The sequence below is a fragment of the Nonomuraea sp. NPDC052129 genome (assembly GCF_040680095.1).
Classification (GTDB): domain Bacteria; phylum Actinomycetota; class Actinomycetes; order Streptosporangiales; family Streptosporangiaceae; genus Nonomuraea.
Genome location: NZ_JBFAVX010000005.1, coordinates 324,769 through 337,750 on the forward strand (window position 1 = coordinate 324,769; position 12,982 = coordinate 337,750).

The window sequence follows — 12,982 nt, forward strand, 5'->3', positions numbered from 1 at the left end:
GCAGAGCCTCGATAGGGCTTAGTGGGCGTAACGAAGTGATATCCGCTATTCGACGACGGTGGCCGCGCTGCGGCGCGGCCCCGCGTACCGCGCCAAGAAGCTGACCAGGACGCTCACCCGGTTGCGCCCGCCCAGCAGGTAGGTCAGGTGCAGCCCGATCCAGGCCAGCCAGGCGAGCGGGCCGTGCATGGTCATGCCGTTGGACAGCTGCAGCACGGCCGAGGCCCGGCCGACCGTGGCCATGATGCCGGGATCGCTGTAGGAGAAGGGCGCCGCGGGACGGCCATGGGCCAGCGCCAGGATCTGCTTGCCCACGTGCTCGCCCATCTGGATGGCGGGCTGGGCCAGCTGCGGCAGCGGGTCGGGCGGCCCGGCCAGGTCGCCGGCGACGAAGATCTCCGGGTACGCCGCGACGTTGAGCGCCTGGGTGACCTCGATCCGGCCGCCCTTGCCCTGCGGCAGGCCCAGGTTCGACACCTCGGCGGGCGCGGCGACGCCCAGCGCCCACACGGTGACGTCGCTCGGCAGCCGGGTGCCGTCGCTCAGCACGACCGCGTCGGGCTCGACCGAGGCCACCGTGCTGCCGAGCCGCAGGTGTACGCCACGCCTGCGCAGCGCGTTCGCGGCCGCGTCGCGCAGCCGCGGCTTGTACGGCGAGAGCACGTAATCGAAGCGCTCGACCAGGGTGACACTCGTCTGATCGGGTTTGATCTCCGGATAGGTCACCGGGAGCGTCCGCTGGCGCAGCTCGGCCATCGTGCCCGCGATCTCCACCCCGGTCGCGCCCGCGCCGACCACCACGGCGTGCGCGCTCTCGCGCTTACCGCCCGCGACCTGCTCCAAGAGGGTCTGCAGCCGTTTACGCAGCACGATCGAGTCCTGGACCGAATAGATCGGGTAGCCGTTGTCCCGCGCGCCCTCGATGCCGTACCAGTTGGTGGTCACTCCGGTGGTGAGCACGAGGTAGTCGTAGTCGAGTGAGCTGCCGTCGTCGAACTCCACCCGCCGCTCGGCCGGGTGCAGCTTCGTCAGCGCGCCCCGCCGGGCCCGCGCCCGCCGATACTTGGCGGCGAACGCCCGCGTCGGGTAGGTGATGTCACCGGCGGCGAGCCCGGCCGTCGCCACCTGGTAGAGCAATGGCTGGAAGGTGGAGTAGGGGTGGCGGTCGACGAGCGTGACGCGCGCGCCACCGCGGGCCAGTTCCCGGGTGGCGTTCAGCCCGGCGAAGCCCGCGCCCACGACGACGACATGCGGCCTGGTGGACCGTGCTGGTTCCTGGACCATGGCGAGATGCCCCCTCCGGCGGATGCTCATAGGGTGCATATGGCACAGGAGGCAACTCTTAAACCACTCGCCGGAGCTCTCTCAGCTGGCGCCCATCTCGATGGTCTCGGCGACCTCGGCGTGCCGCTCGGCCTCCTCCTCGGCGAAGCGGGCCTCGTCGAGCTTGTCGGCGATGTCCTCGTCCTGCCGCATCAGCGCGTCGAGCGACTGGCCCGCCATCTCCAGCACGCCCATGTCCGCGTACGCCTGCTGCAATCTCGGACTCCACAGCCCGATGTCCTTCACGCACGGCACGATCCGGCTGAACAGCAGCGACCGGAACAGCCGCAGATACTCCGAGTGCTCCGTGGCCACCTCCGCCTCTTCGACCTCCGCCTTCGACAGGCCCAGGTTCTCCCAGGTCTCCCGGCCCCTGAGCCGGTCGCGCATCAGGTAGCAGCCCTCGATGACGAAGTCCTCGCGCTCGCGCCGCTCGGCCTCGGTTAAGTTCCCGTAGAAGTCGCGCAGCGCCATCCGGCCGAACGCGACGTGCCTGGCCTCGTCCTGCATGACGTACGCGAGGATCTGCTTGGGCAGCGGCTTGGTGGTGATGTCGCGCATGACGCCGAACGCCGCCAGCGCCAGGCCCTCGATCAGCACCTGCATCCCCAGGTAGGGCATGTCCCACCGCGAGTCGCTGAGCGTCGAGTCGAGCAGCGACTTGAGGTGCTCGTTGATGGGGTAGGCCAGGCCCACCTTCTCCTGCAGGAAGCGGGCGTACGTCTCGGCGTGCCGGGCCTCGTCCATGGTCTGGGTGGCGGCGTAGAACTTGGAGTCGAGGTCCGGGACCGACTCCACGATCTTGGCCGAGCAGATCATCGCGCCCTGCTCACCGTGCAGGAACTGCGAGAACTGCCAGGCCGCGCCGTGCAGGCGGACGTCCTGGCGCTGCTTGTCGTCCATCCGGTGCCAGAGCGGCGTGTCGTAGATGGCGATCGTCTGGTCCGGGATGCCGAGCACGTTGTACGGGTCGACCTCGAGATCCCAGTCGATGCGCTTGGTGGAGTCCCACTGCTTGTCCTTGCCCTTTTGGTACAGGGCCAGCATCCGATCCCTGCCGTCGTCGTACTCCCATGTAAACCTGCTGGCACCGGACATCTCCACGTCCCACGTGGAGAGTTCGGCCGGGATGGTGTAGAGATCGTGCGTCGACATGGGGTCCTCCGCAGGGGGCTACGTACACCGTACGTCCACTGTCGAGGCTTGCACGTACGGCGTACGTACGTCAATAGAATGAGCTATGCCCACCGAGCCTCTCTCGCGGACCCGCATCGTCGCCGCGGCGATCGACCTCATCGAGCGTGAGGGGGCCGACGCGGTGTCCATGCGGCGCATCGCCGCGGACCTCGGCGTCGGCGTGATGTCGCTCTACAACCACGTCCCGAACAAGGACGCCCTGCTCAACGGCGTCGCCGAGGCGGTGCTCAGCCAGATCGAGTTCACCGACGACCCCGACGCCCACTGGACCGACCGGGTGCGGATGCAGGCCCGCGCCTTCCGCCAGATCGCGCACGGCCACCCGCGCTGCACGATGCTCGTCGTCAGCCGCCAGCTCCACTCCAACGCCGGGCTGCTGCCGGTCGAACGGGCCCTGGCCACGCTGCGCAGCGCCGGGTTCGACGGGCAGGACGCGGTGCGGGTGCTGCGGATGTTCATCGCCTACATCGTTGGCTCGCTGCTGCGCGAGGTCGGGGTCACGCCCACGTTCGCCCCGCCGCGCGGGCAGATGATCAACCCGGACGACGTCGATCCCACCCTGTTCCCCGAGGTGAACGGGCTGGCTCCGCTGCTGTCCAGCTGTGACCACGACGCCGACTTCGACTTCGGCGTCGAGCTGCTGATCCAGGCGATCGCGGTGCTGCCGAAGCGCAAGAGGGAGGGCACCCGGTGATCCCGGATGCCCCCCTGCTCTTCTAGTACCAGTTGTGCGCTCTGAAGTGGCCCCAGGCGCCGCACGGTTTGCCGTATCTGCCCTTGATGTAACCCAGGCCCCAGCGGATCTGCGTCTCAGGGTTGGACTTCCAGTCCTCGCCCGCTCCCCGCATCTTTCCTCCGGGGAGCGCCTGCGGGATGCCATAGGCGCCTGAGGAGCTGTTGTACGCGTGGTGGTTCCAGTTGCTCTCTCTGGTCCAGAGATTGTCCAGGCACTGGAACTCCTGGTAGGACCAGGCTCGCTGGACGACCTGGTTCAGCGCGATGCCCTTGTTCCGGCTCTTCGGCGCCTTGGCCTTGATCTTGACCTTCGGCTGCGCGGAGGTGGTCCAGGAACGGGTCTTGATCACGGGGGCGTGCCATGAGCCCTCGATGATCCGGGGCTCGGGTATCCGCGGTGCGGTCACTCGCGGTTGTGCTGCTCTTGGTTGGGCTGTTCGTGGCTGTGCGGTTCGCGGTCCGGCCTCGGCCCAGACGAGGGTCGAGCTGCCGGTGACGGCCGTGAGCGTGGTCAGAGTGATGAACGTGTAGCGCAGGGCGCGGTTGCTGTCCATGTCGATCCTTGCTGCCAGGTCGCGTGCGGACAGGCGCTCTTGCTTCCCCGGCGCCCTTGCCGGTCCGCGTCCGTGGCTCGGACGCGGAGGGTCCGCGCGGCCCTCCGGGCTTCCGTTGACGCCCACATGATGCTGGGCGGCCCGGAGGGCTCCACGACGTTTCTCTAGCCCGGTTTCTATTACGCACAGTCACCGTCAATCACTCTCGGTGATTGGCTTTGGGAAGACGCTGGCGTGATCGCTAGAGATATTTAGCGTTCTCGCAGGACCGCCATGGCGCGGCCCGTTCGCGCGTTGACCTGGCCTTTCGTGAAAACAGGGACAGGCCGGGGGTGGCGGATCAGTACCAGTGGCGGGACTGGAAGTGCGCCCACGCGCGGCAAGGGGAGCCGTACCGCTGCTTGATGTAGCCGAGGCCCCACGCGATCTGCGTGCGCGGGTTGGTGCGCCAGTCGCGGCCCTTGGTGGCCATCTTGTGGCCGGGCAGCGCCTGCGGGATGCCGTAGGCGCCCGAGCCGCTGCCGGCCCGGTGGTTCCAGCCGCTCTCTCGTGACCAGAGGCGGACCAGGCAGCGGTACTGGGCCTTGGTCCAGCCGCGCTTGGCGACCATGTGCTTGGCGATCGCCTTGTTCTTGCTGATGGCTCGTTGCGTGCTTGCTTCGGAGCTTGCCTGGGAGCTCTGCGCCTGTGCGGCCGTCGCGCCGCCTGCCACCACGAACGTGGCGGACAGGATCAAGGCGCTCGTACGGCGGAGCATGGGCATGCGGGTTCCCTTTCGATGGGTTCGGGGGACCGCGCCACCCTGCCCTATCCGCCCGATTTACCGCGAATTGACCATGAAAAGGTAGATCGTCGGCAAAGATCACGCTTTAGGGCTGTTCAGGGGAAATGTCGGGAAAATGTGGAGTGCATCACAAACCGGGAGAGGGGGCGTTCTGTAGGGTCGGCTCATGAGTCTTCGTGACATTCCTGTCCGCACCCTCGCGGACGCCCCCACCACGCTCGCCGAGCTCGTCGGCGACAAGGCCGTGCTCATCGTGAACGTGGCCTCCAAGTGCGGCCTCACCCCGCAGTACACCGGCCTCGTCGAGCTGCAGCGGCAGTACGGCGAGCGCGGGTTCAGCGTGATCGGCATGCCGTGCAACCAGTTCATGGGCCAGGAGCCCGGCTCGGCCGAGGAGATCCAGGAGTTCTGCGCCACCACGTACGGCGTGGACTTCCCGCTGCTGGAGAAGGCCGAGGTGAACGGGCCCGGCCGGCACCCGCTCTACGAGGCGCTCGTGGAGACGCCCGACGCGGAGGGGGCGGGCGGCGACATCCAGTGGAACTTCGAGAAGTTCCTCGTAGACCGCGAGGGGGCTGTGGTCGCTCGCTTCCGGCCGCGTACCACCCCGGACGACCCGGCGGTCATCGCGGCGATCGAGAAGGTGGTCTGAGGGTTTCCCCGGATGGTCCGTCACGCGACCGCCTCGCTCCCTGTGACGGTCCGTGGCGGATGGGGGTCCTTGGAGGGGTGCTCTCTTCGGGGCGGAAGAACGGATGCCCGGTGGTTGGGCGGCGGTCGTCGGCAGGGGCGGTTAGTGGCGGGGGCCGCAGCTGCCTCGGACGATGAGTTCCGTCGGGAGCAGTACGCTCCGGGGGCGCCGGGTCCCCGCTCGCAGGACCAGCTCCGCCGCGCGGTAGCCGATGTCGCGGCCCGGTTGGGCGATCACGGTCAGTGGTGGGGAGCACAGTTCGGCCCACGGCACGTCGTCGTACATCACCAGCGACACGTCCCGTGGCACCCGCAGGTCCAGCTCCCTGGCCGCCAGGACGGCCGCCTCGCCCAGGACGTTGCCGCCGGTCACCACGGCCGTCAGGTCGGGGCGGCTCTGGAACAGCCCGGACGCGGCCGCGTAGGCCGAGTCGCGGCTGCCCGTGGCGAACACGATCAGGTCCTCATCCACCGGTGCGCCGACCGCCTCGCGGAAGGCCGCCACCCGCCGGCCGTGCCCCGGGCCGCCGAGGAAGGCGATGCGCCGGTGGCCGAGCCCTCTCAGGTAGCGCACCGCCGTACGGATGCCGGCCCGGTCGTCCGCCAGCACGGCGGGAACGTCCAGCGGCCGGGCACGCGAGGCGGGCGGCAGGCCGTCCAGCAGCATGAGGTCGGAGACGCCACGCGACGCGGAGTCCCTGTCGGACGGCACATCAGAGGCCGCGTCGGACGGCAGCCGGTCGGCGAAGACCACCGTCATGCCCGCCTTGATCGCCGGGGCCCACGTCTCGGCGCCGCCCGACGGGACCGCGATCACCCGGTCCACGCTCTGCTCCAGCAGCATGCCGACCAGCTCGGCCTCCTGCTCGGGATCGTCGCCCGTCGAGCCGAGCACGACCGGCTCGCCCGCCGAGCGCGCGCAGGCCAGCACGCCCTCGGCCAGCTGGCCGTAGAAGGTGTCCGTGAGGTCGGGTACGAACAACCCCATGCCGCCCGTACGTCGCTGGCGGAGGTTGCGGCCGAGCGCGCTCGGCCGGTAGTCGAGGTGGGCGGCGACGGCCAGCACCCGTTCCCTTGTCTCCGGGCTGGCCGAGCCGCCGGACAGGACCCGGGACACGGTCGCGACGCCGACGCCCGCCGCCTCGGCCACATCCTTGATGGTGGCCCGCCTCGATTCCATGGAAACGATTCCATCATGATTTCGGCCGCGCAGGAAGACCAGGACACTGACATGCGCTGATCTCTTGACACACATGTCCGTTTCGGGTGAGATGCTTGAAAACGTATCCATGCAAATGGATACCCCCCGCACATCATCCGGGTCACCCGCCCGGGAGCGCGAAGGAATGTCATGGCATCCATCGTTCTGACCAATGTCGACAAGATCTACGCCGGTGGCGTTAAGGCTGTGAACGGGCTCAACCTTGAGATCAAGGATGGCGAGTTCATGGTGCTGGTCGGCCCATCCGGTTGCGGTAAGTCGACCGCGCTCCGGATGATCGCCGGTTTGGAGGACATCAGCGGTGGCGAGATCGCGATCGGCGAGAAGGTGGTCAACCACCTGCCGCCGAAGGACCGCGACATCGCCATGGTCTTCCAGAACTACGCGCTGTACCCCCACATGACGGTCGAGGAGAACCTCGCCTTCGGCCTCAAGCTTCGCAAGATGCCCAAGCCGGAGATCCAGAAGCGCGTCAACGAGGCCGCCAAGATGCTCGGCCTGGAGACCTACCTCAAGCGCAAGCCGGCCGCCCTGTCCGGTGGTCAGCGCCAGCGTGTCGCGATGGGCCGCGCCATCGTCCGCGAGCCCCAGGCGTTCCTCATGGACGAGCCGCTGTCGAACCTCGACGCCAAGCTCCGTGTCTCCATGCGCGCCTCCCTCAACCAGATGCACGAGCGCCTCGGCGTCACCACCGTCTACGTCACGCACGACCAGGTCGAGGCCATGACGCTGGGCGACCGCGTCTGCGTTCTGCGCGACGGCATCCTGCAGCAGGTCGACACGCCGCAGAACCTGTTCGACAAGCCGGTCAACCTGTTCGTCGCCGGCTTCATGGGCTCGCCCGCCATGAACTTCGTCACCGCCGAGCTGGTCCGTGACGGCGGCACCGCCGTCACGTTCGCCGACATCAAGCTGGAGATTCCGGAGTCGACGTTCAGCGACAAGCCGGGCCTCGACCAGTACATCGGCAAGCAGGTCATCCTCGGCATCCGCCCGTCCGACTTCGAGGACGCCGCGTCCGCCGGCCAGAACGCCAACGGCTGGGCCACGCTGGCCGTCAAGGCGGAGGTCACCGAGGAGCTCGGCTCCGAGATCAACGTCCTGTTCCTGATCGACGCCCCGCCGGTCGAGCACAAGGACACCGTCGCCGCCGCCGACACGGGCGACGACGAGGAGGCGGCGCTGCCGCTGGTGGGCGACAAGTCGCTGTGGACCGCCCGCGTGAACGCCCGCAGCCACGCCCGTCCTGGCTCGAGCCTCGACCTCGTGCTGGACACGCACAACCTGCACTTCTTCGACCCGACCTCCGGCCTGGCCATCGGCCACGAGGCGAACGTCGGCAAGTGATCTCCACCGAATCTCGGCCGTGAGCCCGCTCACGGCCGGACTGGGCGTGAGTCCCCCTCACACCCGCCTGGGTGCGATCACCTCACACCCGGACAGGGCCCCCGCCGCGACCCCCTCCCGCGGCGGGGGCCCGCTTGCTTGTACGACCTCAGCGGCCGAATTTCGCCGCCGCGCTGTTCACCACCGTTCGAGGGACGAATCTGCCGATCGCCGCGACCGCCTTGTACCGCACGTCCGGAATCGACACCCGCTTGCCCAGGGCCAGGTCGCGCATGGCCGCGTTGACCACGTTGTCGGCCTTGAGCCACAGGAAGCGGGGGATGTGGGAGGTGTCCATGTACGCCCGGTCGTGGAACTCCGTCCGCACGAAGCCGGGACACAAGGCCATCACCTTGATACGCGGATTGCCCACCTCGGCCGCGGTCGCCTCGCTGAAGTTCACCACCCACGCCTTGGACGCGCTGTAGGTGCCGTGGACGAAGAACGCCGCGACGGAGGCCACGTTGATCACGCCGCCCCGGTCGCGCTCCCTCATCCCGGGTAGCGCGGCGAGCGTCAGCCTCAGCACGGCCTCACAGTGGACCTTGAGCATGCGTAGCTCGTCCTCGACCGGCACCTCCAGGAACTTCTGGGGGTGGCCGAAGCCGGCGTTGTTCACCAGGAGATCGACCCCGTCGCGCAGCCGCGCCTCGACCCGGGCGAGGCCGTCGTCGGTGGCGAGATCGGCGGGCAGCGACTCGACGCTGACGCCGTACCTGAGCTTGAGCTGGCCCGCGATCTCGCCCAGCCGGGCCTCGTCGCGGGCCACCAGGACCAGGCTGAACCCGTCGGCGGCCAGTCGGCGGGCGAAGGCGGCGCCGATGCCGGCGGTCGCGCCCGTGATCAATGCGGTAGGCATGGCAGCACCTTAACGCCTCTCCTGTCACCGTCTGGTGGGGGCGTGCTCACCGGTGCTCAGGGGCGTTCGGTGTGCTCCGGGTGGGATTGGGCGTCCGCCAGGCGCCGGGCGAGTTCGTCGCGTTCGCGGGTGATCTCGGCGAGTTCGTGCTGTAGCTCGATGATGCGACGGATGGCCGGCAGCGTCATGCCCTGGTCCATCATCGTCACCACTTCTTGGACGCGGCCGATCTCGTGGCGGCTGTAGCGGCGCTGCCCGCCCGACGAGCGCTGGGGGGAGACGACCTGGTTGTCGTCGATGCGTCGCAGGAACGCCTGCTGTACGTCCAGCATGTTCGCCACCTGGCCGACAGTGAACAGGGCCGCGTGTTCGTCGTCCATGGGTAGTTTCATGACCGTTCCTCCTGTCGGAATGCGGGCGGCCCCGCCCGGTGGCGCACGAAGGGGCCGTACCGGGGCGGGGCCGTAGCCTGTCCAGGTGCAGGGGCGCTGCGTAGGCGGTCAGCTCTTGATCGCCTTGTGTGACTCGGTCGTTGTGCGCTGGATGGCCACCTTGCGCGGCTTGGCCTGCTCCAGTACCGGGATCCGCACCGCCAGCACGCCGTTGTTGTAGGCGGCCTCGATCGCGTTGGCGTCCAGGTGCTCGGACAGGTAGACCCGGCGTGTGAAGGAGCCCATTACTCGCTCCCGTACGAACAGGCGCTCGTCCTGCTCGTACTCCTCCTCGCGCCGCGCGGTCACCGACAGGACGCCGCGGTCGACGGTGACCTCGATGGAGTCGGGGTCGACGCCGGGCAGGTCGAACCGCAGCACCACATCGTCGGCGCGGCGGATTCCGTCCATCGGCATCGTCGCCCCGTTGCCCTGAGCGCCGGCTTGGCGGGCGAGACGGTCGAACTGACGCTCGAACTCCTGGATGAACGGGTCGATCGACGTGAGCAGCATCGCGCTTCACCTCCGAAGACACCCGGGGGCTCCTCGGTCCCCCGGAATACCTATCCTCCGTCCAAGAGGAAACCTACAGCTGGAATTATAAGTTTCCTCCGGGCGAAGTTGTCAACTGGTTGCCGCGGCGCCGATGGTCGGTGGCCCCGGTCACTTCTCGCCGCGACCGCCAGCACCGCTGCTGTGCTTGCCGCGTCCGCCCGCCTGCTTGTCCGGCCCGGGCTTTTCGGTCTCGAAGGACTTGTCCTTCTGCTCGTCCTTTTCGTCGCGCTCACGCTCGTGCTTGCCCATGCCGGCCTCCTCGCCAGTACGTCGCTTAGTGTGATCTTAAGACTACCTAGAGTCTCCGATGACCGTAATTCTCAGCGACGGATGGCCTTCATGGCGATCCGGCGACCGCAGGGGCAGTCGCCGGATGCCGACGCGAAGAGGGGCTAGGCCACCTTGGAGGAGGGTGCCGCCCAGGTGTTGCACGAGCCCGGGTCGCCGGTGGCGAAGCCGCGCTTGGTCCAGGCGACGACGTTGGCCGTCTTGCCGTACCAGCGTGCCTCGCCGGGTGAGTCACCCTCCTGCATGCTCTGCAGGTAGGTCCAGTCCTTGGTGGTCCTGCCCTTCAGCGGCCAAACGCTCTTGATGAACGCGCCGGAGAGGCACTCGTTCTGGAGGTTGCCGCGCCGGCCCAGCTCCCAGCCCGCGGCTTTGGTGCGAGCCGGCACCACGTCCAAGGCGTCGGCGATCCCGACGAGCTTCTGGACGTGGTAGCCGTACATGTAGGTGACCGTGCTGAGCAGCCACATGTCGGAAGGGTCGTTGAGCCACGTCTTGCCGACCTGGAAGATCAGCGTGTTGGTGCGGTCGCAGTAGTAGGTAAGGGAGTCGTCGTTGTCGGTCTTCATGCCGCAGTACGTCTTCGGGATCTTGTCAACGTGCCGCACCTTGGGCTTGCTGAAGGGCAGGCCGGCGGCGGTGAGGTGCTGTTCCCAGGTGGTGTCGAGGCAGGCGACGATCGCGTCGATGTAGGCGCGGGCCAGCTTGCGGTTGTTGCGCTTGACCGGCGGCTCGTCACAGGTCGTGGCGGGCAGCGCGCCGGCCTCGTAGAGGGGGTTGGCGATCAGCTTGGGGTGTTTGACGGGGTCGGCCGCCGTCGTCGCGGCGGTGGCCGTACCGGTTAAGGAGAGCATCGACGCGACGGTCAGCGCCATGATCGGAAATTTTCTCACGAGGGGTGACAATAGGGCCGCTGGCGTGTTTTCGCATCATCAATTCCTCTGTATCCGTTCCTTCACCGTGCGTCGTCTCGATGTGGGAGCGCGGGCCTGCCGGGGCGGGGGCCGGGAATGGCCGGCCCGGCGGGGTGCCGGAGTAACAAACACCGCTATTGACTCGTCAGCCACTCGCACTGTCACAAATAGCATTTATTGTCATGTGAAATGTTAGATATCAAAATCAGTGCCGTCATTCGGACGTCGGCGAAAATTAATTCCCTTACCCCTTCACATTGAAGCGACGACCTCTCAAGATGAAAAAGTTCGCCAGAATCGCTTCATGGAAGGGAAGATTCATGAGTGCACGCTCAAGGCGCGCCGCAATTGTCGCTTTTGCGACATTGCTGGCAGTCTCGGGGTTGAGCGCGACCGCGACCGCGACGGCAGCACCTTCCCCTGCCGCATCCGCCACGGGGGCGGTGAACAAGTCCGACAGCAAGAGCATCCAGGCCCACTGGACCGCCGAACGCATGCGCGCGGCCACGCCGGAGCCGGTCGTGGCGGTCCCGGACGCGAAAGCGGCGCCGGAGCAGGTCAAGAACGTCCTGCCCAGCCGCTCGGCCGAGGGGTCGCTGCCGACCAGGAAGATCAGCCGGTCCGCCAGCCCGTCGTCCGGTCTGCTCGCCGGCCAGCGGGCCGAGCGCTGGGGGCGTCAGGGGAGCATGCCCGCCCTCACGATCGGCAAGATCTACTACACGCGCAATGACAACAGCTCCGGCTACTGCACCGGCAGCGTGATCAATGCCGCCAACAAGAACACGGTCTGGACCTCCGGCCACTGCGTGCACGCGGGGAGCGGTGGCGCGTCCGGCTGGTTCCGCGACTTCATCTTCGTCCCCGACGCCGACAACGGTCTAGAGCCTCAAGGCCGCTGGACCTGGCGATACGCCAACACGACCAACGGCTGGTTCAACAGCCACAACTGGAGTTACGACATCGCGGCCATCGCCTTCAACCCGCAGCCGGCCCGCGGCAACCTCCAGGACTGGACCGGCTCGCAAGGCTACAAGTTCAACCAGGGCCAGGCGTGGACCGGCATCAACGCCTTCGGTTTCCCGCAGGACGGCTACCAGCGCACCGACTTCACCGGCAACGACCTGTGGTACTGCTTCGGCAACGTCACCCGCGCCAGCTCCTCCGACGACCGTATGCACATGAACAACGACATGTTCCACGGCTCCAGCGGCGGCCCCTGGCTGCAGGACCTCCAACTGAGCCGAGGCTGGGGCTACATCATCGGCGCCAACAGCCACCGGGACGTCGACGCCAACCAGAACCCGACCAATATCGTCTATAAGTCGCCCTACCACGGTGACGGAGCTGTCAACGTTTATAACGATGTAACAGCCCACTAATCACGATAAAAGAGGCGAGGGGCTTAACGGCCCCTCGCTTTTCGTCATCCCGGGCTGGCCTCATTCATGCGCTCCTTGGTCCAGTGGGACGCGATGTCCTGCGGAGCGCGCGTATTTTGGACCCCGATCGCCGCTTCATCGGGAGCGGGAGAACGGAAAATCACGACCACTGTCGCCGCCACCACGAGGGCGGCGGCGGCTGCCACAAGTGCGATGGCTTTACTCCTCATACCGCCATCGTACGACCAAGCGCCCCGATCGATGGCGCAGAGGCTTATGCGCGGTGATATGTCCGGTTAGGGATGGGCAGGAGCTCTACGCGCTCAGCCGTCAAGGTCCCGTCTATCGGATCGACCCCGCCTGACGGCTTCAATCAGATCCTCGACCTGATTGTTCAGTCGCGAGCCACGGGTCCAGCCCGCGTAGTGGGTGAGGAAGACCACGACCTCCCGCAGTTCGCTCTCACTCAGGTCGCCCGCGCGCAACGCGGCGTCGAGTCGCACCTCCAGTTGGTCGTCGATGCCCTGCCCGACGAGCAGGCCGAGCAGGAGCAGGTGGCGCTCCTTGGCCGAGAGGACGCCGCGCGACCAGAGGTCGGCGAACATCCGCTCCGCCGTCATGCCGAAGCTGTCCACTGTCTCCATGGCCGGTTCTGTCATTGTCCGCTC

The 12,982-nt window shown here is 67.5% G+C and carries 17 protein-coding genes; 4 read left to right on the forward strand and 13 right to left on the reverse strand.

Going from position 1 to position 12,982, the window contains the following annotated elements; all coding sequences use genetic code 11:
- Positions 1–45: 45 nt before the first annotated feature.
- Together AB0L53_RS15360 and AB0L53_RS15365 are read right to left on the reverse strand one after the other, a co-directional pair.
- On the reverse strand, positions 46–1,314 hold the full coding sequence (locus tag AB0L53_RS15360) for an NAD(P)/FAD-dependent oxidoreductase (RefSeq protein WP_363993458.1): 1,269 nt from the start codon (positions 1,312–1,314) through the stop codon (positions 46–48).
- 51 nt (positions 1,315–1,365) lie between these two features.
- The gene (locus AB0L53_RS15365; protein ID WP_363993459.1) at positions 1,366–2,478 is read right to left on the reverse strand and encodes a ferritin-like domain-containing protein; all 1,113 of its coding nucleotides are present in this window, start codon (positions 2,476–2,478) and stop codon (positions 1,366–1,368) included.
- Between the two features lie 85 nt (positions 2,479–2,563).
- On the opposite strand from AB0L53_RS15365, the gene AB0L53_RS15370 reads away from it, so the two are divergent.
- Positions 2,564–3,214 carry a TetR/AcrR family transcriptional regulator C-terminal domain-containing protein gene (locus AB0L53_RS15370; protein ID WP_358537817.1) on the forward strand — a complete coding sequence of 217 codons (651 nt, stop codon included), beginning with the start codon at positions 2,564–2,566 and terminating at the stop codon, positions 3,212–3,214.
- A 22-nt stretch (positions 3,215–3,236) separates the two neighbouring features.
- Here AB0L53_RS15370 and AB0L53_RS15375 read toward each other — a convergent pair whose 3' ends face one another.
- Together AB0L53_RS15375 and AB0L53_RS15380 are read right to left on the reverse strand one after the other, a co-directional pair.
- Positions 3,237–3,809, reverse strand: a complete 573-nt coding sequence (locus AB0L53_RS15375) for a lytic transglycosylase domain-containing protein (protein ID WP_363993460.1) — start codon at positions 3,807–3,809, stop codon at positions 3,237–3,239.
- Positions 3,810–4,149: 340 nt separating this feature from the next.
- On the reverse strand, positions 4,150–4,572 hold the full coding sequence (locus AB0L53_RS15380) for a transglycosylase SLT domain-containing protein (RefSeq protein ID WP_363993461.1): 423 nt from the start codon (positions 4,570–4,572) through the stop codon (positions 4,150–4,152).
- 187 nt (positions 4,573–4,759) lie between these two features.
- On the opposite strand from AB0L53_RS15380, the gene AB0L53_RS15385 reads away from it, so the two are divergent.
- Positions 4,760–5,245, forward strand: coding sequence for a glutathione peroxidase (locus tag AB0L53_RS15385; RefSeq protein WP_358537823.1), 486 nt, complete (start codon positions 4,760–4,762; stop codon positions 5,243–5,245).
- A 141-nt stretch (positions 5,246–5,386) separates the two neighbouring features.
- Here the strand turns inward: AB0L53_RS15385 and AB0L53_RS15390 are convergent, their stop codons facing one another.
- Positions 5,387–6,463, reverse strand: coding sequence for a LacI family DNA-binding transcriptional regulator (locus tag AB0L53_RS15390; RefSeq protein ID WP_358537826.1), 1,077 nt, complete (start codon positions 6,461–6,463; stop codon positions 5,387–5,389).
- Positions 6,464–6,634: 171 nt separating this feature from the next.
- Between AB0L53_RS15390 and ugpC the strand changes: the two genes are divergently transcribed.
- Positions 6,635–7,852 (forward strand): sn-glycerol-3-phosphate ABC transporter ATP-binding protein UgpC, encoded by a 1,218-nt coding sequence (gene ugpC, locus AB0L53_RS15395; RefSeq protein ID WP_357941363.1) that lies wholly within the window; start codon positions 6,635–6,637, stop codon positions 7,850–7,852.
- Positions 7,853–8,000: 148 nt separating this feature from the next.
- Here the strand turns inward: ugpC and AB0L53_RS15400 are convergent, their stop codons facing one another.
- From AB0L53_RS15400 to AB0L53_RS15425, 6 genes are all read right to left on the reverse strand, one after another.
- A complete protein-coding gene (locus AB0L53_RS15400) occupies positions 8,001–8,750 on the reverse strand; it encodes an SDR family oxidoreductase (protein WP_363993462.1) in 750 nt (249 codons plus the stop codon).
- Between the two features lie 56 nt (positions 8,751–8,806).
- On the reverse strand, positions 8,807–9,142 hold the full coding sequence (locus AB0L53_RS15405; protein ID WP_363993463.1) for a MerR family transcriptional regulator: 336 nt from the start codon (positions 9,140–9,142) through the stop codon (positions 8,807–8,809).
- 108 nt (positions 9,143–9,250) lie between these two features.
- The gene (locus AB0L53_RS15410; protein WP_363993464.1) at positions 9,251–9,694 is read right to left on the reverse strand and encodes an Hsp20/alpha crystallin family protein; all 444 of its coding nucleotides are present in this window, start codon (positions 9,692–9,694) and stop codon (positions 9,251–9,253) included.
- Between the two features lie 150 nt (positions 9,695–9,844).
- A complete protein-coding gene (locus AB0L53_RS15415) occupies positions 9,845–9,985 on the reverse strand; it encodes a hypothetical protein (RefSeq protein ID WP_363993465.1) in 141 nt (46 codons plus the stop codon).
- A gap of 143 nt (positions 9,986–10,128) precedes the next feature.
- Positions 10,129–10,914 carry a neutral zinc metallopeptidase gene (locus AB0L53_RS15420; protein ID WP_363993466.1) on the reverse strand — a complete coding sequence of 262 codons (786 nt, stop codon included), beginning with the start codon at positions 10,912–10,914 and terminating at the stop codon, positions 10,129–10,131.
- 265 nt (positions 10,915–11,179) lie between these two features.
- The gene (locus AB0L53_RS15425; RefSeq protein ID WP_357941375.1) at positions 11,180–11,386 is read right to left on the reverse strand and encodes a hypothetical protein; all 207 of its coding nucleotides are present in this window, start codon (positions 11,384–11,386) and stop codon (positions 11,180–11,182) included.
- Here AB0L53_RS15425 and AB0L53_RS15430 point away from each other — a divergent pair.
- Positions 11,379–12,314 carry a hypothetical protein gene (locus AB0L53_RS15430; RefSeq protein WP_363993467.1) on the forward strand — a complete coding sequence of 312 codons (936 nt, stop codon included), beginning with the start codon at positions 11,379–11,381 and terminating at the stop codon, positions 12,312–12,314. The two genes, AB0L53_RS15425 and AB0L53_RS15430, sit on opposite strands and share 8 nt — an antisense overlap.
- A gap of 44 nt (positions 12,315–12,358) precedes the next feature.
- Here AB0L53_RS15430 and AB0L53_RS15435 read toward each other — a convergent pair whose 3' ends face one another.
- On the reverse strand, positions 12,359–12,544 hold the full coding sequence (locus tag AB0L53_RS15435; RefSeq protein ID WP_363993469.1) for a hypothetical protein: 186 nt from the start codon (positions 12,542–12,544) through the stop codon (positions 12,359–12,361).
- A gap of 93 nt (positions 12,545–12,637) precedes the next feature.
- On the reverse strand, positions 12,638–12,958 hold the full coding sequence (locus AB0L53_RS15440) for a carboxymuconolactone decarboxylase family protein (RefSeq protein ID WP_363993471.1): 321 nt from the start codon (positions 12,956–12,958) through the stop codon (positions 12,638–12,640).
- Positions 12,959–12,982 lie beyond the last annotated feature (24 nt).